This window comes from Novosphingobium sp. P6W, assembly GCF_000876675.2.
In the GTDB taxonomy this organism is placed as follows: domain Bacteria; phylum Pseudomonadota; class Alphaproteobacteria; order Sphingomonadales; family Sphingomonadaceae; genus Novosphingobium.
In genome coordinates, this window is the sequence record NZ_CP030352.1 from 496,780 (window position 1) to 517,815 (window position 21,036).

21 protein-coding genes are annotated in these 21,036 nt (G+C 63.4%); 10 read left to right on the forward strand and 11 right to left on the reverse strand.

Annotation, left to right across the window (positions count from 1 at the left end; all coding sequences use genetic code 11):
• The first annotated feature begins 68 nt into the window (after positions 1-68).
• Positions 69-653 carry a ParB/RepB/Spo0J family partition protein gene (locus TQ38_RS02470; protein ID WP_052505622.1) on the forward strand — a complete coding sequence of 195 codons (585 nt, stop codon included), beginning with the start codon at positions 69-71 and terminating at the stop codon, positions 651-653.
• 269 nt (positions 654-922) lie between these two features.
• On the opposite strand, the gene TQ38_RS02475 is transcribed toward TQ38_RS02470, so the two are convergent.
• The 3 genes from TQ38_RS02475 to TQ38_RS02485 form a co-directional block, all read right to left on the reverse strand.
• Entirely contained in the window at positions 923-1,534 is a 612-nt protein-coding gene (locus TQ38_RS02475; protein WP_240197928.1) for a YgcG family protein, read from the reverse strand.
• A 316-nt stretch (positions 1,535-1,850) separates the two neighbouring features.
• Positions 1,851-2,384 carry a hypothetical protein gene (locus TQ38_RS02480; protein WP_043973558.1) on the reverse strand — a complete coding sequence of 178 codons (534 nt, stop codon included), beginning with the start codon at positions 2,382-2,384 and terminating at the stop codon, positions 1,851-1,853.
• A gap of 731 nt (positions 2,385-3,115) precedes the next feature.
• Complete coding sequence (locus TQ38_RS02485) at positions 3,116-4,378, reverse strand: replication initiator protein A (RefSeq protein ID WP_043973554.1); 1,263 nt, start codon at positions 4,376-4,378, stop codon at positions 3,116-3,118.
• A gap of 472 nt (positions 4,379-4,850) precedes the next feature.
• On the opposite strand from TQ38_RS02485, the gene TQ38_RS02490 reads away from it, so the two are divergent.
• Positions 4,851-5,069, forward strand: coding sequence for a type II toxin-antitoxin system Y4mF family antitoxin (locus TQ38_RS02490; protein ID WP_043973553.1), 219 nt, complete (start codon positions 4,851-4,853; stop codon positions 5,067-5,069).
• A gap of 75 nt (positions 5,070-5,144) precedes the next feature.
• Here the strand turns inward: TQ38_RS02490 and TQ38_RS02495 are convergent, their stop codons facing one another.
• A complete protein-coding gene (locus TQ38_RS02495; protein ID WP_043974450.1) occupies positions 5,145-5,666 on the reverse strand; it encodes a lipocalin family protein in 522 nt (173 codons plus the stop codon).
• 80 nt (positions 5,667-5,746) lie between these two features.
• A complete protein-coding gene (locus TQ38_RS02500) occupies positions 5,747-5,953 on the reverse strand; it encodes an AlpA family transcriptional regulator (protein WP_043974447.1) in 207 nt (68 codons plus the stop codon).
• Positions 5,954-6,519: 566 nt separating this feature from the next.
• Here TQ38_RS02500 and TQ38_RS02505 point away from each other — a divergent pair.
• From TQ38_RS02505 to TQ38_RS02520, 4 genes are read left to right on the forward strand one after another with little or no spacing between them, the layout of a single operon-like run.
• On the forward strand, positions 6,520-7,401 hold the full coding sequence (locus TQ38_RS02505) for an ArdC family protein (RefSeq protein WP_113941873.1): 882 nt from the start codon (positions 6,520-6,522) through the stop codon (positions 7,399-7,401).
• Positions 7,398-7,643 (forward strand): hypothetical protein, encoded by a 246-nt coding sequence (locus TQ38_RS02510; RefSeq protein WP_043980680.1) that lies wholly within the window; start codon positions 7,398-7,400, stop codon positions 7,641-7,643. Before TQ38_RS02505 ends, TQ38_RS02510 begins: the two co-directional genes overlap by 4 nt.
• 60 nt (positions 7,644-7,703) lie before the next feature.
• Entirely contained in the window at positions 7,704-8,630 is a 927-nt protein-coding gene (locus TQ38_RS02515; protein ID WP_043980682.1) for a HEPN domain-containing protein, read from the forward strand.
• A 9-nt stretch (positions 8,631-8,639) separates the two neighbouring features.
• The gene (locus tag TQ38_RS02520) at positions 8,640-9,185 is read left to right on the forward strand and encodes an AAA family ATPase (protein WP_113941874.1); all 546 of its coding nucleotides are present in this window, start codon (positions 8,640-8,642) and stop codon (positions 9,183-9,185) included.
• A 55-nt stretch (positions 9,186-9,240) separates the two neighbouring features.
• Here TQ38_RS02520 and TQ38_RS02525 read toward each other — a convergent pair whose 3' ends face one another.
• Together TQ38_RS02525 and TQ38_RS30470 are read right to left on the reverse strand one after the other, a co-directional pair.
• Positions 9,241-9,528 (reverse strand): hypothetical protein, encoded by a 288-nt coding sequence (locus tag TQ38_RS02525; protein WP_162792191.1) that lies wholly within the window; start codon positions 9,526-9,528, stop codon positions 9,241-9,243.
• A 90-nt stretch (positions 9,529-9,618) separates the two neighbouring features.
• On the reverse strand, positions 9,619-9,792 hold the full coding sequence (locus TQ38_RS30470) for a DUF6771 family protein (protein ID WP_205316064.1): 174 nt from the start codon (positions 9,790-9,792) through the stop codon (positions 9,619-9,621).
• Between the two features lie 76 nt (positions 9,793-9,868).
• Between TQ38_RS30470 and TQ38_RS02530 the strand changes: the two genes are divergently transcribed.
• On the forward strand, positions 9,869-10,609 hold the full coding sequence (locus TQ38_RS02530) for a hypothetical protein (RefSeq protein WP_162792192.1): 741 nt from the start codon (positions 9,869-9,871) through the stop codon (positions 10,607-10,609).
• Here the strand turns inward: TQ38_RS02530 and TQ38_RS02535 are convergent.
• Together TQ38_RS02535 and TQ38_RS02540 are read right to left on the reverse strand one after the other, a co-directional pair.
• Positions 10,602-10,862, reverse strand: a complete 261-nt coding sequence (locus TQ38_RS02535) for a conjugal transfer protein TraD (RefSeq protein ID WP_043979005.1) — start codon at positions 10,860-10,862, stop codon at positions 10,602-10,604. The genes TQ38_RS02530 and TQ38_RS02535 overlap by 8 nt on opposite strands.
• Before the next feature lie 16 nt (positions 10,863-10,878).
• Positions 10,879-11,217 carry a conjugal transfer protein TraD gene (locus TQ38_RS02540; RefSeq protein ID WP_043979003.1) on the reverse strand — a complete coding sequence of 113 codons (339 nt, stop codon included), beginning with the start codon at positions 11,215-11,217 and terminating at the stop codon, positions 10,879-10,881.
• Positions 11,218-11,389: 172 nt separating this feature from the next.
• Between TQ38_RS02540 and traA the strand changes: the two genes are divergently transcribed.
• Positions 11,390-14,281: a Ti-type conjugative transfer relaxase TraA gene (gene traA / locus TQ38_RS02545; protein WP_113941875.1), complete on the forward strand. Its 2,892-nt coding sequence runs from the start codon at positions 11,390-11,392 to the stop codon at positions 14,279-14,281.
• 266 nt (positions 14,282-14,547) lie between these two features.
• On the opposite strand, the gene TQ38_RS02550 is transcribed toward traA, so the two are convergent.
• Complete coding sequence (locus TQ38_RS02550) at positions 14,548-15,057, reverse strand: hypothetical protein (RefSeq protein ID WP_043979158.1); 510 nt, start codon at positions 15,055-15,057, stop codon at positions 14,548-14,550.
• 581 nt (positions 15,058-15,638) lie between these two features.
• Between TQ38_RS02550 and TQ38_RS02555 the strand changes: the two genes are divergently transcribed.
• Positions 15,639-16,097 carry an excisionase family DNA-binding protein gene (locus tag TQ38_RS02555; protein ID WP_043979159.1) on the forward strand — a complete coding sequence of 153 codons (459 nt, stop codon included), beginning with the start codon at positions 15,639-15,641 and terminating at the stop codon, positions 16,095-16,097.
• Between the two features lie 3 nt (positions 16,098-16,100).
• Complete coding sequence (locus TQ38_RS02560) at positions 16,101-16,691, forward strand: PIN domain-containing protein (protein WP_043979161.1); 591 nt, start codon at positions 16,101-16,103, stop codon at positions 16,689-16,691.
• A 362-nt stretch (positions 16,692-17,053) separates the two neighbouring features.
• Here TQ38_RS02560 and TQ38_RS02565 read toward each other — a convergent pair whose 3' ends face one another.
• Positions 17,054-20,803 carry an SIR2 family protein gene (locus TQ38_RS02565; protein WP_162792193.1) on the reverse strand — a complete coding sequence of 1,250 codons (3,750 nt, stop codon included), beginning with the start codon at positions 20,801-20,803 and terminating at the stop codon, positions 17,054-17,056.
• Positions 20,804-21,036 lie beyond the last annotated feature (233 nt).

Consider the following 21,036-nt stretch of genomic DNA (forward strand, 5'->3'; position numbering starts at 1 on the left):
ATCGCTCCTCTCGCCCACCCCGCCCTCCGGCCGGTCAATGCGCGCGATGGAAGAAGGAGTGAAGGAAAATGGAACTCAAGCACATCGACATCACCCGTCTGTCGGTTTCCAGCCTCAACATGCGGGGGACCAAGAAGACCTGCGACATTGCCAACATCCTGCCCTCGGTCCGGGCGCGGGGCGTGCTGGTGCCGCTCATCGTTCGCGAGATAGTTGGGTCCGGCGGAGAGACGTTCGAGGCCGGATCGGCCGCTGGCGAAGATGGTCCGGCCTACGAGATTCTGGCAGGCAAGCGCAGGTTCCATGCCGCGCTGGCGGTGGTCGAAGAAGGCGGCGGCATCGAGGACCTCCCCTGCGCGGTGATCGAGCCCGGTGAGGATGCAGCGGCGCTGGAAGCCTCGCTCATCGAGAACATCGCCCGGCTCGATCCCGACGAGATGACTCGCCGCGAGACGTTCACGCGGTTGGTGCGCGAAGGGAGCGATGTGGATGGGATTGCCCTGACCTTCGAGCTGACGGCGCTGCAGGTGAAACGTACCCTTGCGCTGGGCGACCTTATCCCGCGCCTGCGCAATCTCTACCGGTCGGGCGGCATCGATGCGGTGTCGCTGCGGCACCTCACCATGGGATCCAAGGCGAAGCAGGAGGAATGACTGGCGCTCCACCATGACGAGCGGGCGACGGCACCGACGGGCGCATGGCTCAAGGCATGGCTGCTGGGCTGAGCGTCGATTCCGGTCGGCGCGGCGCTGTTCGTTCTGGATACTTACGGCCGCATCATCGCACGTTGCACGTCTGGCGGCGCCGATTTGTCATGCCAGCAGATCGAGGAAGGCCATGCCGTCCGGCCTTACGGTTCCATCTCGTGCTGACGGCGGCAGCGGTCAGATCATCGAATGATCGCGCCATCCTGCCTTTGCCGTCACATCGCTGCCATCAGGTGCCGCGCGAGCGAAGCGACGCCCGCTTGCGCTCCGCCGGGCAGGTCACCGGCCTTGAAGTGCGGCAAGATGTCGTTCTGGATGATCTCTAGGCAAACATCGTCGGGAAGGCTCTTTTCCAGACCATAGCCCACGGGGATACGCACCTTGCGTTCGTTCGGCGCGATCATCAGTACAACGCCGTCGTTATGGTCCTTGCGGCCGACACCCCACGCGTTGGCAAGCCTGGTCGTGAATGTCGAAATGTCCTCGCCGCCCAGAGAGGGTGTCGTTGCGACGACCATCTGGTGCTTGGTCGAACGCTCGAGCGCCGCAAGCCTCGCAGTGATCGCGTCCTCCGCTCCCGGAGGAATGATGTTTGCGGCGTCCGTAACCCTGCCCGTCAGGGGTATTGCGGCCATGGTCGACGCAGCGCCCGTCCGTTCGGCAGCTGGCTCGGTGTTGCACCCGGCCAGCAGGAGTGACAGCCCAAGTGCGAATTTGAGGATCGTCGACACCTGGTTGTGTGTCGCTGCTGGCGCCGCGTCCGTCAATACGCCGGGTGAAGAAGGTGCCGAGACATTTTCGCAGGTACGCTGCAGGCGCGTCGGCACTCTAACGGGGCGTGCCGGGCAGCGTTTTCTGCGTGCTGGCCTGGCGCAGATCAATAGCACTTTATCGCTCGTAAAAGGACTGGCTATCAAGAAAGAGTGATTGGACGGGCGCCGATTTGGCCGGTTGCGAGGATTTACGAAAAAGCGCCCGTCGGGGCCCACGTTCGGCGATGCAGAGTAGATCGATGTTCTGGCAAGATCGATCCGACGCGCTGGCCAAGTGTCTTTGTTACCCGGTTGTCAGGCAGTCTTTGTCTGGTGCGGAGGGAAGCGCTAGGCACCGAATAGGGGGTATTGGCTGTGCGGGATAGCCAGCTCATGATCCGCACTTTGCTCTGCGAAGGACGTAGCTTGCGAATGGTTTTTCAACGCCTTTTCGGTCTCGAGCTGCGATTTGCCATGTCAGGCGATCTCCCGAGACGCGCCACCGGTTTACAAAGGCATCGTCGGGATACTGGTAGGTGATCTCAAATCCATCCGCGGCGCCGATGCCGCGCCCCGGCGCCGCGAAAGCGCCGCCGAAACTATCCGCCCAATATCCGATAATCTGATCGGCTTCTGGCTCGGACTGCTTGCCAGTTCCTCCGAAGACCAGGTGGGCCGCATATTGATCCTTGGGATCGGCGATTGCGCTGCTCACAGCCTCGATGGCCAGCATAGCATCCTGCACGATGCGGTAGGCGTTCACGGCTAATGCGACCGGTTTGCCCGTCACGTGCCCGCTGCCTTCCCAGCAGCCTTCGAGGGCCATCACGGAAGGCGGTACCGGCGAGGAGGCTTGCTCCGCACAATGGGCATCGCTCGACGCGGCCAACAATACAATAACGGCACAGCAAAACTTAGCGAACATCGATCCCCCCGATTCCCACCTTGTTTAGAAGCGACCGCACGGAAGCAAGCAATGTCTTAATAGAATAACTGGTGCCGCTCGGCGCGCGAGAGGCAAAATGGTCGTGCCGTGGCTTGTGCCTATCGGGCGGGAGCCGACCTGCCAACCGTTCGCCTGGCTATTTTCAGCTTTTTCAAAATGCCAGAAGCTTCCGGACGTTAGAGGTCTTTAATCGACTCTGTTACAAGGTTAGGCTGCCGACTTAGCCCCGCGACTCTGGCTCTGATCACGAGTCGCGCCGGTCGCCCGTTCCCGAAGTGTCGGCGACCCGTTCCTGAAGGTTCGAAGCTGTCGTTCCCGTAGGATCGACGAAGTGTTCCGGATGGATCGATGCAAGGTGCGGCTAGCGTTCCTGAAGTGTCGAACCCACGCAAATCGGGGAAAAATATGGCTTGGCTGCGTTCTTCCCTTGCCGAATCACGTTCATTTTCGAAGCGGCTGCGAATCGGTGGTCGCAAGGTTTGGTACGATACGAGGCGAGACGCGACACTTCGGGAACGCCTGCGAAATGCGAGACTCGCCGGGTTAGGGCGAGTCGGCTTCAGCCAAGGCCTCCGTTTCGACCGTTTCCTTTCGCCCGTGCCCAAAACTCCGGTGAGTACGGTCCACGCTGGCACGGCAGCTATTGCAGCATTCTCACCGGAACGCGGCGGGGGGAAGCGCTCCGATCCAGCTGCGCATCGGCTCCGCAGTCAGCCCGGCAGCTGATGACGATGTTTGGCGTGGTGACGCTTTACCCAACCGATGAAGGCGCGTTGCCAGTCGACAGGCGTGCGCTGCGTGTCCTGGCCAGTCCAGCGCTCGAATTCGGCATGCAGGGCATGCAGGTCCCATCCCGGGCACTGTCGGCGCAGGAGATCGATGGTCTCGTCGGTCATGAACCCGCGCGTCGCCGCGTCTGAGAGGCCGGCGATCGTCGACCTGATGAGCTTGCGGGCATCAATGACCTCGGGTTGGCCCGGCAAGACATCTTCTGACACCCCCGTTGCCGCGGCTGCCTGCGGGGAATGGGGTTCGGGTGTCGGCGTCCCACTCGGTACAGAGGCAATCCCCGATGCGGCGGCCCTCGGAGCGCCGTCCGGTTCTTGAATCGATGCGGGCAAGGCGTTTTCGGCGCCGCCCTTGCCGTCCACGCGGCGCATGCGGATCATCGGTTCGCCATCCTTGGCGGCCTCGATGCCCAGCGCGTAGCCGGGCAGATCGTCCTTCTGCGCGAGCTTGAGCATCTCGAACTTGAAACGGCGGTAAGGCCCTTCTGCGCCCGACTTTTCGAACAGGACCGGCATCGAGATCGCAAATCCCGCGTCTCCGGCGCCGCCGGCATGCTTGCGTGCGACGCGATAGAGCCACCGTTCGCGCCCGCCGGTGATGTCGAAATAGGCCCGGTCTATGGCGAGCACGCCGCCCTTCATCATCACACCTTCCCAGAACCAGTTCGACAGCTCGATCGTCATGCCGCGCGACCGCTCGGTTCGCTCGTCCACGAGCTGGGTCCAGCCATCGAGCCACGAGAACGTCGCCTCGCGACGGTTCTCGGCGCGCAGGTTGGTCTTGATCGTCGTTGCGACGAGACGGTCGAGCGCCTGGCCGAGAAGTTCATAGGCGCGCCCCGTGGTGGGGCGTCCGATCGCGCGCAGCAGGTCGTAGGGCATCAGGTGCAGCTTGCGCGGCACGTCGTTGGCGCCCCGGCGCGCCATGTCGGCGAGCATGCTGGCACAATAGATCAGGATGTCGGCATCCCAGATCGTCGCCATGCCATAGTCGGGATTGGCCGAGACGTGGACGCGAACCTTGCCATCCGGGCTGGTGTAGTCGATCGGCTTGACCCGCTTGGACTTGGCGAGGCTGAAGAACGGCCGCTCCATCATCTCGCGCTGGTCGCGCAAGGGCAGGTCGGCGATGTACGGCAGGAACAGGTCGAACTGCTCGCTGACGGTTACGCGCCCGCGCGTCATGAGCGATGTTTCCGAGAGGAAACACTCTTCGGGTGCACCACGAAAGCGGTGTGGAGGCTGGCGTTTCGAGGGCTGGCGCATCCGCCAGGCGCCGGACCGGCAGCCTCGCACGGCCGGCGTTCGATCGCCCGCTTGCTTGCCTGCGCCGGACCGTCGCTCCGCGAAAAAATGGGTTGCGCGTTCGACAAGAGCGGCTCCGTTGCTCGGTTCTGCCGGCGCCTGTGGCACAACCGCTCCGCGCGGACAACGCGGTGAGACCTGTTGTGCGAACGATATCGACGGCCGGTTCCTGGTCCATCCACTTGAGCCCACATCTTCCGCGGCATGCGGTCACGCATGCGTGCGGTGGAGCGGATGATAAAACCCGCGGGGTGCAGGTTGCTCTGCGGATTTCCCGATCGGGAAAGAATGGACGTAGTGACCGGCAATGGATGGTCTATTGTCCCGATCGGGAATTTTTTGGGACAAAGCCATGGACGATGTCACTGCCTTTGGCGCTTTGATCCGCCAGGAACGCAAGGCACAGGGGTTGCGTCAGGACGAACTTGCCGCAGCCAGCGGGGTCGGTTTGCGTTTTCTTGTCGAACTGGAACGCGGCAAACCCACCGTGCAGTTTGGCAAGGCGCTGGCCGTTCTTGCCGCTTTGGGTTGCCGGGTCGATGTCGTTCGCCCTGGCAGGCAGCCGGGGTAGGATAATTAGCGAGGGTTCCGACTGTTTGCCGGGCAGCGAGAGGGAGTGCCGAGCGCAAGCCTTCTCGGGAAAAGTCTAGGCCTGGGCGATAAGGCTGTCGGACACGATGTTGCCGCTCTGAAGCGGGGTGATCAGCGGCGTCAGGTCGAACCCTTGCGCGCTAGCGCTCGACAGGTAGTCGTCGCGCACTTCGCCGGGCAGCTGCGGGGTGCGCGAGAGCAGCCACAGATTGGCCCGATCGGGAGTGCCCACCAGGGCGACCGAGTAGTCGGCCGCGATGCGCATGACCCAATAGTCGCCCTTGGTGAAGGGAAGCCAGCGCAGGTACTGGGGCAGGAAGCTGACTTTCAGCCGGGCCTTGCCCGCATCGGTGGGGACGGCCTGTCCGATCGCCTGGTCGGGCTTGCCGTCCTCGTCGATACACCGGTTGTCGACCCTGATCGCCCCGTCGGTATCGAGCGAATAGGTGGCAGTGATATCGCGCGCTTTCGCGTCCTCCCACTTGAGCGGTAGCCGGCAGATCTCGAACCAGGTTCCAAGGTATCGGTCCAGGTCCAGGCTCGAGACGGTGGTGATCGTGTGCGGGGGCGTCGTCATCTCGGTCTCCATCCGGACAGAACGGAAGCGATGTCGCTTCGGTTCCGTCTGGGCAATGCTTCGAGCGGTGGGCATGGCGGTCAGCCATCCTCGACCGAATAGAACATCGGGTTACGCATCCACTCGTTGATGGCGCTTTCGCGCCATCCGGCGCAGCGCGTCGCGATGCGCAACTGCCTGGGAAAGGTTCCGCTCTGGATCTTGCGATAGAGCGTCGCGCGCGAAAGTCCGGTGCGATCGAGCACGGCGTTGAGGCGAAGGATACGGTCGGGGGCGTTGTCGGTCACGGCGGTGTCTCCTGATGCGGCGATGGCGCAATTGCCTCGCGAAGACAGCATTTGGGATGGCTTCGATGCGGTCAAGATGGCGGGATTCCGCAGGTTTTACGCCATTGTATCCTGTGCTTGGCGGTCGTCTCCGAAGTTGCTCGGGGCTGCGACAGAAATATTTTCAAGGGTGCAGTTTGGGCGTCCCGCAGCCGGTGGCCGGGCCGGGCTCTGCCTTCGCTTCGCGTCGGTCGAGCCGCCTTTGGCGTCTCGCCGGCATGGCCGCTGCGATCCCTGACGCGAAGGTCGGCCCGCGTGGCGGTCCCGGCGGGGCGCTGAAGCGTCCCGGATGCGGACGCCGCGGGTGCGCGGCGGCGCTGGGCCTTCGGCCCCAAGGTGGCGGGGGGCGTCGCTACCCCCTAGCCCCGCCTCGGCGCGGCGCAACCTGAGCTACGCTGAGGTCCTCCTCTTCGTTCCGGCCTTTCAGGTGCGCCCCGCCTTCAGCCGGCGGGGCTTTTCGGTTCGCTCCTGCCGCCCCCCGCCACCCTGGCGCCGGTCAATGGCGGTTGAGGAAGGAGTGAAGGAGCATGTCCGAACGTCAGAGCCTCTATGGCGAGGTTACCGCGCGCATCATCGTCGAGCTGGAAGAAGGCCGGTTGCCATGGGTGCAGCCTTGGGATGGGGCCAAGTGCCCGTGCATGATGCCGGCGAATGCGGTGTCGGGGCGGGTTTACTCGGGAATTAATGTGCTCATTTTATGGGCAGCGGGTGTCGGAGGCGGGTTCTCCTCGCAGCGCTGGCTGACATATCGGCAGGCGGCAGCGGCGGGCGGGACCGTGCGGCGCGGCGCGAAGGGGACGGTGATCTGCTATGCCGATCGATTCACCCCCAAGGACGAGGCGGCGCGTGCATTGAGCGAAGGCAGCGAGGCGCGGACCGTGGCGTTCCTCAAGCGCTTCATCGTCTTCAATATCGATCAGTGCGAGGGGCTGGACGAGGATCTGGCGGGTGGTTCCGTGCTGCCCGATCCGGTCCTGGCGATTGCAGAAGCGGATCGGATCATTGCCGGATCGGGAGCGGACTTCCGGATCGGTGGCAGCGAGGCGTTCTATGCGCCGGGTCCGGATTTCGTGCAGGTGCCGCCGCAGGTCGCGTTCCGGGAGCCGATCAACTGGTATCGCACGGCGCTGCACGAACTGGGTCACTATGTCGGCGGCAAGGGCCGGCTTGAGCGCGATCAGTCCGGGGTGTTTGGTTCGTCATCGTATGCGCGCGAGGAGCTTGTCGCCGAAATGACGGCGGCCTTCGCCTGTGCTTCGCTGGGCATCCAGCCCACCGTGCGCCATGCCGATTACATCGGCGCGTGGCTCGAGGTGCTCAGGGCCGATGATAAGGCGATTTTCCGGGCTGCGAGCGCGGCCAGCAAGGGCGCCGACTGGCTGCTTGCCTGCGGGGAGGATCGGCCATGAGCCGGCAGCCTTCCCGCCGGGCCCTGCTGCGCGCCGAGCGGCGGGGCCTGAGGCGAATGACGCCGTTCCAGCGCGAGGTATTTCTGGCCCTGCGCGTCGAGACGGTCACATATGCCGATCTTGCACGGCATCATGGCGTCGGCCTGGCCGAGATCGAGGCGGCGTTCACCCAGGCATTGCTGATCCTCATGCGCTGCGTGCGCGAATGCGAGCCGTGGTGGCGCCGTCTGTGGCCATGGTGATCGGTTCCCGCCGTCCGGTGGCTTGCCATCGGGCGGCGGGGACGACAGGGTAGAGGCACCATGCGAAGCGATCTCGACCATCTTCCCGCCAACAAGCAGCGCGAGCTCGCGCGCGTGCTCCAGCTCGTCTTCGAGGAATTCGAGGACGGCATCGCGCTCGCCACCCACGACTGGAAGAAGAAGGGACGTATCCTCAAGGTCGTGCTCTACGGCTCCTACGCACGCGGGGGCTGGGTCGATGAGCCGCACACCGCCAAGGGTTACAAGTCCGACTACGACCTGCTCCTCATCGTCAGCGACAAGCGCCTGACTGATCGGGTCAAATACTGGGCGAAGGTCGATGACCGGCTGATGCGCGAATACGGCATCACCGGCACCCTCAAGACCCCGGTCAATCTGATCGTCCATACCCTGCAGGAAGTGAACGACGGGCTTGCCCACGGCCGCTATTTCTTCATGGACATCGCCAAGGACGGCATCGCGCTGTACCAGAGCGACGACACGCCGCTCCACACGCCCAAGCCCAAGACGCCCGAGGCGGCGCTGGCGATGGCGATGGAGTATTTTGAGGAGTGGATGCCATCCGCTCAGCAGTTTCTCATCCAAGGCAACGAGGCGGCTCAGCGAGGCTGGAATAACAAAGCCGCATTTGAGCTTCATCAGGCCAGCGAACGCCTCTATCACTGCGTTCTGCTCGTCACGACGTTCTACACGCCCCACGTGCACAATCTTGCGTTTCTGCGGACCCAGGCCGAGCGGCTCGACTCCAGGCTCGTCTATGTCTGGCCGAGCGATAGTCAGCGCCACCGCGCGATGTTCGAGAAGCTCAAGGAGGCCTACGTCAAGGCGCGCTACTCCAAGCATTATACGATCACTGGAGAGGAACTGACCTGGCTTGGCAAGCAGGTCGAGGAACTCGGCCGCGTCGTTCACGCCATCTGCAGCGAGCGCATCGCGAAGCTGGAGGCGGATGCACCGGTCGGCTGACCCAGACTGATGCTCGGTGATGGATCGGACAGATTTGTCCTGATCTCCGGCTGCTCCGGGGGCGGTAAATCAACCTTGCTTGCAGAACTGGCGCGGCGCGGGCACGCAGTTGTCGAAGAGCCCGGACGCCGGGTGATTGCCGAGCCACTGGCCGGCGACGGGTCAGCGCTGCCCTGGATCGACATGCAGGCCTTTGCCCGCCGCGCGATCGAGGTTTCGTTGCGGGATCGCACGGATGCCCGGCGCCATGAGGGATGGGTCTTCTTCGATCGCGGACTGATCGATGCCGCGCTCGCACTCGTGCACGCCAGCGGCGATCCGGTGGCCGAGCTCCTTTGCCGCGAGCACCGCTACCACCGTGAAGTTTTCCTGACCCCGCCCTGGCCAGAAATCTATCGCCAGGATGCCGATCGCCGGCACGACATCGCCTCGGCTCTCGACGAGTACGAACGTCTGCTCGCCGCCTATCCGCGCCTGGGCTATAATGTGGTGATCCTGCCGAAGGCGCCGATCGAGGACCGCGCCGCTTTTCTGCTCGAACGGTTGGGCGCCTGAATCGGATCTGATCCGCACGGTAATTCAGCCAATCGCGCGGCCGTAACGGCTTTGCCTACCCGTTCGGCGCCGAGGCCGGGATTGTCCTGGCGACGCGGCAATCCTGCCAGCCTGCGTCGTCCTTCGGAACGAAAGCAATGAAGTCCCCGTCCAGGATCAGCGTGGCCTGCGGGCTATGGTATTGCTGACCCATCAACGAAGATTTGCGGACGAGGTTGAGTTGCCGCTCGCCCACCCGGACCCTGGCGCGTCGCTGCTCCGCCTGGAGCAGGAACTGGCGGCCACCCGCACATTGCACCTGGACGGGGGCTTTGGTCGGCTGGGCGGACGTGGAGATTGGCATTGAGGTCGCAGCCCCCAGACCAATGAGCATGACAAGCGAGTAAGACGCCGCGCGGCGCATGAGGCGGGAGCTTTCGTTGACTGAACTCCCTTAAGCCGCAGCCGAGTCTGCGGTTCCCTCCCGAACGGCGCTGGCGATCATCGCGGCGAGCGTCTCCTCCGCGCGCTGGCGCAGGGCATCGTCCTTGGCGTCGAGGTCGTGCCGAATCCATTGCGGTGTCCGTCCGAGCACCCGCAGGATAATGGTATTGAGATTGTCGTCCATCGTCGGGCCTATGACGCTTCGCGCGGCGCCGGGCAATGCGCTTGCGGCGGCCGGCATTGCCCGGCAGGAACCGGGCATGAAGCATTCGATCTTCACCCTGGGTTTTGTGGCTGCGATGGCGGCCACGCCGGCATTCGCGAACCCAGATTCCGCGCCCGTCGCATGCTCCGGGCCCGAGCTCCGGGATGAGGAGCCCTATCCAGCTTCCGTCACGGTATCGCCGGGCCTCTATCGCTGCAGTGAGGAGGGAGTCACAATCACCCTGCGCCTTGATGCCAATGGCCGGTTCGAGGAGCGGATGACCGCCGACGAACCGATGTTCGAACGCGAGGGCGGCGGCATGGAAAACGAGACGACCTTGGCGGGCCAGTGGCGGCTCGAAGGCACCCGGCTCCACTTCTTCGCCCGGCCGCTGCGGGCGCCGAAGCTCGCCCTCGCCGAAGCCCGCCGCGACCCTGCGGTAGAGCTGCGCATCGAGGTGATGACCCCGGATGGAAAACCGGCGCAGGGCCTCTTTGTCGGGGAGGGCCAGGATGCCAATCCTCGCTCGTCGCTGGATGACGGTGTGCTGACGATCCCGAAGGGACAGGCGTGGCAGCCTGGCACGCGCTGGATCGTGCGCGACGGCGATGAACTACGCTTGGTGTCGTTCGCTATCGAGGCGGGCGGCCCGAACAGCTTCCGCTATGTCTACGAGCCAAGTGAGGTCGAGCCCTTCGACCAGCGCGGTATGGTCGCTGGCGCGCATGGCGAAGTCGTGGTCGTTCCGCTCGGCATTGGCGGCGCGGCGCTGCGACGCGTTGATGCCGCTAGGTAGGATCCGAACGCTGCAGGACGGAGCGTTCCGCCTGTGCATCCGGCTCGGCCTTATCCTGCGCGAAGGCACGTGCACCGCGCCGCTGCCATAGCGTGAGGCTTTGCTCGCGGTAGTCGCCGCGCAGCCTGGCGGCTGCCTCCACCAGCAGACCGAGCAGGACGGCGCGGTCATCCTCGACCAGCTCGACCAGCCCGGACTTCACCACGAGCCCGCCGAGCTCGATCAGATGCCGCGTGCGTTCCCGCCGCTTCACTCGCCATTCCCGGGTCTCATGTCGTGCCCTGCTCGCTGCGAGGCGGTTCATGGCCGCCCGGTTCCGCCGCAGGCCGGCGCGGCTCGCTGCCAGTGCCTGCGCGAGCGTGTTCCGGCTCGGCTGTCCGCTCGCCTGAAAAGAACGCGGCGCCGCGCTTGCGCCATGCCTCCCGCTTCGCCGGCTCAGTCGTCGCGGCAATAGCCAGCAGCGCGCCGGCCAGTTCCTCCGATGTCAGTGCGTCGGCGCCGGTTGCCACGACCAGCTCGCCGAGCTGGCTTGTCCTGCGCGCTTTGAGTTGCCGGGCCTTGTCGCCCAGAGCTTTCAGCTCGGCGTCGTAGTCCCGTGGTTTGCGCATGGTTTGTCCTTTCCATTGATGGTGCCGGACGAACCAGTTATCGAAGCTTCCGATCAGTCTCAACATGCTGGAATGTCTTGAGATCCTGCCATCCCGAGACTGATGAAATCTTTCGAGGGCGCGCTTATACGTCGTGCCGACGTGCGCTTTTAAGGGTAGATGGTATGTCGCCATGGCGATCTACCACTTCTCGGCCAAAGTCATATCGCGCGCCCCCGGCTCGTCTGCCGTGGCAGCGGCCGCCTACCGCTCGGCCTCGCGGCTGCGCGACGAGCGGCTCGATCGTGCCCATGACTTCTCCAACAAGGCCGGCGTCGTCCATTCCGAGATCCTGCTCCCCGAGGGCGCGCCCGAGGAATGGCGCGACCGCGAGCGACTGTGGAACGACGTCGAGGCGATCGAGGTGCGCAAGGACGCGCAGCTCGCTCGTGAAGTGGAGTTCGCCATCCCGCGCGAGATGAGCCAGGCCGACGGGATCGAGCTGGCTCGCGACTTCGTCGAACGCGAGTTCGTCGCACGCGGCATGGTCGCCGATCTCAATGTGCACTGGGATATCGGCGAGGATGGCAGCCCCAAGCCCCATGCCCATGTGATGCTGGGCATGCGCGAGGTGACCGAGGAAGGCTTCGGTCCCAAGGTCCGCGACTGGAACCGCACCGAACTGCTCACCCAATGGCGCGAGGCCTGGGCTAACCATGTCAACGAGAGGCTGGCCCAGCTCGACATCGATGCCCGCGTCGATCATCGCTCGCTGGAGGCGCAGGGGATCGATCTGGAACCCCAGCACAAGATCGGTCCCGCCGCCTCGCGCATGGCGGCCCAAGGGCTGGATAGCGAGCGGCTCGACGAGCACCATGCTATCGCCCGCGGCAACGGCGACAAGATCCTCGCCGACCCGGGCATCGCGATCGATGCGATTACCCACCAGCAGGCAACTTTCACCACCCGCGACCTGGCGATGTTCGTTCACCGGCATAGCGAGGGGAAGGATCAGTTCGATCAGGTGATGGCTGCGGTGCGCACTTCGCCCGAGCTGGTGAAGCTGGGCAAGGACGGGCGAGGGGAAGACCGCTTCACTTCGCGCTCGATGATCGAAACCGAACGGGGGCTGGAGAACGCCACGATCCGCCTCGATGCGGGTCGGCGCCACGGCGTGCCCGACCGGATACAGGACGCGGCGCTGGCGCGCGCCGAGCAGCGCGGGCTTATCCTGTCGCCCGAGCAGCGCGGCGCCTTCGAGCATGTGACCGGCAGCCGAGGGCTCAGCTCGGTGATCGGCTATGCCGGCACCGGCAAGAGCGCGATGCTCGGTGTGGCCCGCGAGGCCTGGGAGGCAGCCGGCTACGAGATACGCGGCGCGGCGTTGTCTGGCATCGCCGCCGAGAACCTCGAGAACGGCTCGGCGATCGCCTCGCGCACGATCGCCGGCATGGAGCATCAGTGGGACCAGGGACGCGAGCTGCTGACCGACCGCTCTATCCTCGTCATCGACGAAGCCGGGATGATCGGCACGCGCCAGATGGAGCGCGTCGTCGCGGAAGCCGAGAAGCGCGGCGCCAAGGTCGTGTTGGTCGGCGATCCCGAGCAACTGCAGGCGATCGAGGCCGGCGCGGCCTTCCGCTCGGTCGCCGAGCGGCACGGCAGTGTCGAGATCACCACCATCCGCCGCCAGGAAATCGACTGGCAGCGCGATGCCACCCGGCATCTGGCGACCGGGCGGACGGGCGAGGCGCTGGCCGCATACGAGGAGGCGGGGCACATCCACGCTGCGGAGACGCGCGCGGGGGCAAGGGAAGCGCTGATCGAACGCTGGGACCGGGACCGCAAGGACAGGCCCGATGCGAGCCGGCTTATTCTCACCCATACCAACGACGAGGTGCGGCTGCTCAACGAGGCCGCGCGCGAGCGCATGCATGCGGCCGGAGACCTCGGCGAGGACGTCATCCTGCAGGTCGAGCGCGGCGACCGCGAGTTTGCCAGCGGAGAGCGGGTCATGTTCCTCAAGAACGAGCGTAGCCTCGGGGTGAAGAACGGCTCGCTCGGCACGATCCAGAGCGTCAATGCCGTCAGTATGGCGGTCACGCTCGACGACGAGCGTTCGGTCGCCTTCGACATCAAGGACTACGCCCATGTCGATCACGGCTACGCAGCGACGATCCACAAGGCGCAGGGCGTGTCGATCGACGACGTCCACGTGCTGGCGACGCCAGGGCTCGATCGCCATGCGTCCTATGTCGCGCTGTCACGGCACAAGGCCCACGTCGACATGCACTATGGCACAGATGACTTCGCCGATCGCGACCGGCTCGTGCGCACCCTTGGCCGCGAGCGTGGCAAGGACATGGTGTCGGACTATGGCGCTGCGCGCGACGCGGCTGCGGACGTCAAACCGGAACGGAGCATCTTCGATGGACTGCGGCTTGGTGTGGACCGGCATCGCAGCGCTCCATCGGCCGAGCGGTCATCACCTTCGGCCCAGGTCATCGACGACGGTGACGACGCTCACGAGGCCGCCTTGCGGCGGGAGCGCACGCAGGCGCTCAAGCGCCATGCCCGGGCGATCGACGCCGTCTTCACCGCCCAGGACGAAGGTGGCCGTCCTACCCCCGAGCAGTACGGCGAGCTAAACGATGCACGCAAACATTTCGATGCGCTGCGGCCGCATGGCGCGCGCGACGCCGAAGCTGCCTATCGCGAGGATCCGAGTCTCGCGCGCGAAGCGGCGAGTGGGAGCATCAATCGCACGATCCGAGCGCTCCAGCTCGAGACCGAATTGCGGACCAATCCCGAGCTGCGTGCGAACCGCTTCATCAGCCGTTGGAAGGCGCTAGGGGCAGAAAGCAACAGGCAGTACGTTGCGGGTGAGATGAGCGGGATGCGAGCCACGCGAGCGGTGATGGCTGACATGGCGGAAAGTCTGCACCGCGACCCGCAGCTGGAGTCGGTGCTGGCACAGCACAAGCAGCAGCTTGGCATCAATATGACCACCGGCCGTTCGCTTGGCCATGATCTGGCTTTCAGTGTCGGGGTCGATATTGGCCGGGGACGCGGGATGGGGCTGTGAATGAGGCGACCTTCAGCTCTATTCGAGACTGGGCAGCGTGGCCTGGTTAAAGGCGGCGTCGCGCGTCGATCCCTCTGGAGCGGCTACCGGGTTTTTCCACCAGGATGATCGAGGAAGAAGGGAGGCAACGTCAATCGTGTGCCTAATCGCTACCTGGCAGGTCAGCCAATGCGCGCATGTGTCCGGGCGGCATTCTGAGAATGTCGGCGCGAGACCGGCAAATTCTTGACGAAATCGCACCGCCTCAAGAAATGTCTCGGCGCAGGTCAGTGAGGATTTCGGGACGCTTGCAAGCACTCTGAAATGCGCTCGACGATTGGAGCATATTTTGTCGTAAGGCTTTCCGGGTAACGAAAGCGGAAAGCGATCAGTCGGCCGCCCGATCGGATGGCTTTAGTGTAAAGGACCTGGTCGACACGTGTGCCTGATACCACGAACCACGTGTCGCCGTTCGTTAAATCCCTGCCAGTCCCGACCAAAGCGATATGGGTCAATCGTTCTTTCTCCAGGCGGATTGGCTCAGCCAGAGTTGCCGCAGTGTAGTCGATGCCGGCCGCAAAGAGTTGAGCGCTGTCATCGGACTCCATGGCAACGGCATGCCCTTGCGCGGACTCGCGCGTGTCGGGAAATACGTCGGCGGGGTAACAAATCGAGAAGGCGAAGCGAGCGTTTTGCCATGTGGTCCAATGCTTGTCCTCAGCCGCGACCGAACTCACCGACAGGAGAGATGAAAATGCCGAAGCTACCAGCGCCGCGACCTGCGCGATGCCCTTCATGAGGCGGGAGCCAGTGCTCGCCGATAGCGTTGCTGCCATCCGCCAATCACCATCGAGCGCATGCGCCGTGCCGTTAAAAAGTTCATAGCTACCCTTTCACTCAGCCGGCTGTGTTTGACCTTCCTATCCTAAAGCGATCAGGCCGGCATCCCGCAGCCTGTATGATGGTATCTGAAGCGCGAGGCGCGCTGTCATCCCGGCGCATCGCTGATCAATGCTTTCTTGCCGTTGATTGCCCGAGTGCCACTGCCAGGTGGGGGCGCTTCCCCATTCCGGTAGCTGTCGTCCAGATTTCGGTCGGCCGGAAGAGAGAGTTGGCCGGGCCAAATCGTCGGTTATCAATTCCTCTCCCGTCATGCCCCCCTGAACAGGTGAGCGAGAGCCCCCGACAGGCATCGTGGGAAGCCCCTTTTCAGGTAACTTGGATATGCAAGGATCAAGATCGTCAGGCGCTTGATCATGGCGCTGAGCGATGGGAATTCGGCGCTCGAAATGCGGTATGTCTAGCCGCTCGGGAACATATTTGCGTTGCGTTTATTTCGAATATGCATTATGAAATTGCCCTGCCACGGAGAGATCCCATGACATTGCCCGCGCATTCAGAGCCGTTCGGCGGCCACATGCCGTCGGCCGATGACCGCCAGATCGCCAACCAGCTTCGCCGCATGCTTGCAGCCCAAAAGTCGGGCGAAGCGACCTTGCGCGTACGAGAACCGGAATCGAAAAAGCCGGTCGAGGTCACACTCACTCCCGCCATGTCAGACCTGTTCCTTGAATTACTACGCCATATCGGCAGCGGTAGTGCGGTAACGCTTGTGCCGATCCAGGAGATGCTGACGACGCAGCAAGCTGCAGACCTCCTCAATGTGTCACGCCCTTATCTGATCAAGCTGCTTGAGCAGGAAGCGATGCCCCACACGCTGGTAGGGCGGCATCGCCGTATCCGGGCCGATGATGTCTTCCGCTACAAGGCAAAACGTGATGATAAACGTTCGCGAGCCCTCGACGAACTCATCAGCGGCGATGCCGACTTGGTCTGACCAGTGTTCGCAAACCGCTACACCGCCCTGATTGATGCCTGTACGCTCGTCAGTGTTTGGCGCCGAAACTTGCTGCTGTCGCTTGCCGAAGCCGAGTTTTTCCGCATTCGCTGGTCAGAGTCCATTCTGACCGAGACCAGAACAGCTCTGATCAAGATGGCGCGTGAGCGAGATCTCGAAGATGCTGAGGCACGAGGGGAGCGAGCGATAAAAGCCATGCAGGCGGCATTCCCTGAAGCGATGGTCGAAGACTTTAAGCTGCTCGGCAGTGCCCAGTTTGGCCTGCCCGACCCCGATGACGAACACGTCATCGCTGCCGCCGTCAAAACGCAAGCCCAAGCCCTCGTAACCGAAAATCTCAAGGATTTTCCGGTTGAGATCCTCGGGCAACTCAACATCGAGGCGCGAAGCGCCGATGACTTCATTGCCGACACGGTGGCTCTTGAGGAGGGGCGCGCGATCGCGGCGATCCGCAAAATGCGAGGGCGCCTGAAGCGGCCCGAAATGTCGCCTGAAGACTTCTTGCGTGCTCTGGAAGCCAACGACCTGTTCGAAACAGCTTCGGTCCTCACTCCACACCTGGGTTCAATTTGAATATTCGCTTTTCATTCTGATGAAATCAATACGGCGGTCACGTTGCAACCCGCCCCTCATCCATTAGCCGCTCTCGCCATCCAATCTTGGGCGGGCTTTTCCCGGCCACTCAACGGGTGATTTTCGTTCCCCTACGCGTAGGTCATCCGGTATCCGGCAGCTGTCGACAACCATACGCCGTTCCGATGCGGTGGCGGGAATGGCGTCTCATCTCGGAACCGGCCGTTCGCGGACCTGATATCCCCGCTTCACGGTAAATTACTGCGCCTGCTTTCCATATCTGCCAGAACTGATCTGCTGATGAGCCACAAATCCTGGATCATGTCGCTGATGCTAATTCTGGCATTCCTGCCGCCAAGCGCTCAAAATTTGTCCTCTTCGTTCGAACGGGCTTCGGCGAGACCTCGCTCGATCGCTATCCGCGCGCGCCGGGTCTCGGGAAGTGGATCGCGCTCAATCGCGCCGATCCAAGCAGCGCACACGGCAGGATGACCGCGGTTACGACGACGCATGGCAGTAGCAACCTGGGCGCTGGCGAAGCGCACTAAGTAGGGATCATATTGCAGATGGTCCGCCGGCGAGGTCATCACGGTCTCGTCAAGAATGATGCCGAGCGCGATGCTGACCGGGCCATCGACGCTGCTCGGAACGCGGTCGTGGCACCGGCAGAAGGCCATGGCGAAGAAGCGCAGGAGCGAAAACAGTGTGCCCCCCTGCCGCGTAGCGACAGCCTGGGCGCATTCGGACCAGATGGCCTCCTCAAAAACGCTCTCGCTGATCGGTCCCGCCTCAAGGACCGCATCGAGAAAAACGTGCAGGATTTCCGTGTCGCCGCTTTCCTTTGCAAGCAGTAGGTCTCTCAAAAAAATCTTGGCCGTTCCGGGCTCCAGTAGCCCCAGATCAACCAGTGCCGGCATCGCGGGCTCCGACCGCAGTGGATATTTCTTGATGTCGAACAGCTCAGCCAACCCTGGGATCTGGTCCGGTAACGTTGCTGCGCGACGTGCGAGGGTCGCTGCCATCCGTGACGTCTGTTCGACAAGATTGAGGCGGTCGTTGTTACCGAAGAAATCGGGACGCGCGGCCTCAGCGGCATGCCCCTCCACGAAAGTCCGCAGACGCGCGACTTCGGTGGCAATCTGCTCTGCGCCCATCGTGAATGCCGGTGTCCGGAACGCGGACAGCAATTCGCCATCACTCACGGAGGCATCGGTCAGTGGAGCGCCATCGAGTATGGCGTCGGTGATCGCCGCCAGAGGATCGATCCCGTCAGGCATGGGAAGCGACAGAAAGGCGCTACGCAGGAAAATAGTCCCATCCGGAAGGCCATTCACCTCAAAGTCGGGATGCCAGAGCACCTCACCGAAGCGGACCTGTTCGGCACAATCGAGAAGATCAGAATCGAGCATCCAGCTGAGGCGCGAGGAGGCGGCCTCGCGACGATCGCGATCCGTCATAACCTCCATTGCGTGATCGATGATCGCCGTCCATTCTGGACCACGGCCCGACGCGCGAATGCCGGGCGCGAGGCAGGTTGTCAGATCCAAGGTGTCGTTCGCAAAGGGGCCAACCCCAGGACGTATTTCGGTTGAGAACAGGGCGAGCAGCATGGTGTCGAGGTCAGCAAACTCCGCGACCTCGAAACACCGTTTGGCCACAGACTTCAACTCGTTTGCGAGCTCGATGCTACGCTGAAATTTAGGATCCGCCTGAAGCGAGATGGCGATATCCAGCCACTCCGCTGCGCGCTTCGGGCTTCTCAGCAGGACCCGTGATGCGACTTCAAGCGCAGACTTGAGACGGTCTTTCCAATAGCCGCCAGCGGGCGCATCGGGCGCGATACGCTTGCGCGCAGCAAGGACGGTCTCTTTTAGGCGCTCGATCAGCCGATCGGCATCGGCCGGTTCTATGCGCGCGATCGTGGCGCGGGTGAGCAGGGCATCGAAATGTTTGTTCGTCGCAGACGGAGACGCGCGTAGAAACCCGTCGATGGCCCGGGTAGGCGCGATGTCGATCAGCCAGCGCGCCGCCTCGATCAGCAGCGGGAGGCTGAGTCCGAAATCGTTGATCCGTATCGGAAGCCCGGTTTCCTCCTGATATCGCAGCGCCTTATAGGCGAGCAGCCGATCCATGCGCGGATCGACGCCCGCGAGGTGGTGGGTGAGGTAGGTCGATCCCAGATCGAACCTGCGCGATATCTCGGTCGGCTTCCTGATACGCGGCGGGATCTGAGAGAGACCGGCTACAAGATCATGGAAATCGCGCTTGCTGGGGCAACCACGCGCCAGAAGCTGGTCCTGCCGCAGATCAAACCGGTCGCGGGCTGATTGATGCTGCGCCCAGTCGCTATTCCCGCCTTGCACTGCGTAGGTGCGGAACAGCATAGCGATGCTCTCACGTGACCACGAGGCGATATCGGTCTTCCCGCGTAGCGTTTGGGCGCGGATCGTGGTCAACACCTGCGCGGAGATTTCCTCCGCCTCGGTATCGCGACCGATGTCGGCGAGCAGGCCCGCCTTGCGCAGGTGCCAGAAGGTGTCGCCCTCTATCGTCCAGCTAGCGAGGAGCCTCTCGACCTCGTCGACTTCGAGCTTTGAACGGGCAAGCAGAATCCGCTCGTAGGCAAGTCGATCCCTTGCTTCCCCGTCGCCTTGCGATCTTTCGCTCGTCCAAGCGAGCCACCGCTCGAAGAGCGGCTCGTCGCCCTCCTCGCGAGCATGGCGAACAACCGCGAGCGCGAGCGCGCGAAAGTGCGCAGCGCGGGCCTCCGACATGGCGTCGTAACGCCCGACCATCGCGTCTAGCAGTTCGATGATTATGTCATCGACCGTGAGCACCAACGGAATGAGCGCGACCTCGAGCTGCCAGTTGAGCTCGAAGAGCGCATCCAGCCGCTCATCCTCGTCCATGGCCCGCAGGCCTGGCACGATTTCCGAGAAGCGCGTGCCAAGGCTGGACCAGACGTAGTCGGTCGTATCGAGCGGAGCGACAACCCAGCCAGGATATATCTCCCGGTTCCGCTGCCACTGGACGACGAACTGGCGGGTCTTTTCAAGCGCGCGCCCTCGACCATCGTAGGCGGGGTCGGGCAGCGGCGCCCGGGGATCGTGGCGCTGGGTCACGAATTCTAACGACGGAACGAAGCCCGGCGCCGGCTTAGGCCAGCGCTGCGCCCGGTACGGCTCGGCTGCCCGGAGTCGCTCCAAGAACCATTGGTGCGCGTTCGCTATCCGTAGATTCGACGGCCAATTCGCGAACTCCGGCAGCGCGGCGAGATCGACGGGCTGAATTCCCCGACCCTCGAGCATCTTACGCTTCGCAGTGCTCAACCCGAGCGTACCGACGAGATAGATGGGCGGTGCTTTCTGGCCGAGGCGGTCTCGCACCCAGCCCGACCAGAAAAGAAAGTTGGGATCGTCGCCGGAGAAGCCGACCAGCACCAGCATGTTCTCCATCGCGACCTGCTGGGCGAGATTGACGAAGGCGGCCGCGCGTTCGGGGTAGCGTCGGAAGTCCTCTTCGGTGAAGACGAAGGGACGGTTCGACGGGAAGCTGCCGTGGAGCTTGATAATCCGAGGTGCCCGCGCCTCGGGGATTTCCTCGACAGCGCGCAGGACTTCATAGACGCGGTCCTCGGCCGCCTCGCCGGCGCGTTCCAGCAAGGTGTCCCAGTTGGTCGTCAAAATATCTGCCCAAGGCAGCTCGACGAGCATCCGGTGCAGCTTGCCGGGCGAGAATTGCCGATCGGGCACATGTCGCAAGATCAGCTTGTCCAGCGCGTCACGGCTGAACTGCGCCTCATATTCTTCGGCGACCCGCAGATAGGCGCTCGTTGCACCCGTCTGTTCTAGCAACCAATCGCGCTGGGTACGGAGCCCTTCACCCGGCACTGCGGCTCCAACTGCTACCGTGGCGGGATACAGGTGGTTGACCATCACCTTATAGATGTCGTTCCACCCGGGCATCGTACCGACCGACGGGCGGACCGGAACCGCGTTGCGACTGAAACCCGCGCCGACCAGCAGGGCAGCTGATCCGACTGGCTCGCGCATCCAGAGCGCCTCGGCAATGCGCTCGACATGGGGATCGTCGGCGAATCTTGGCATACTCATTTTAGTTCCGTCGTTACGTTCATGATCAAGGGCAGGCTCCTGAAGAGGCAGCAAGGGTGGCAGCAGCTTTCGGGGAGTGCAACCGACCGCGAAGGGTATTGCGTCGCATCTGCTGGCCATGGCACGTTCTCAAGGTAACGCGTGAACGACTGATCTTCAGCTGAAAGCCGCCCTTCGACGCCCGCCCGGGAATGACGGCAATGTCCCACGACGCGGCGTTTGGCGCTCAGCAA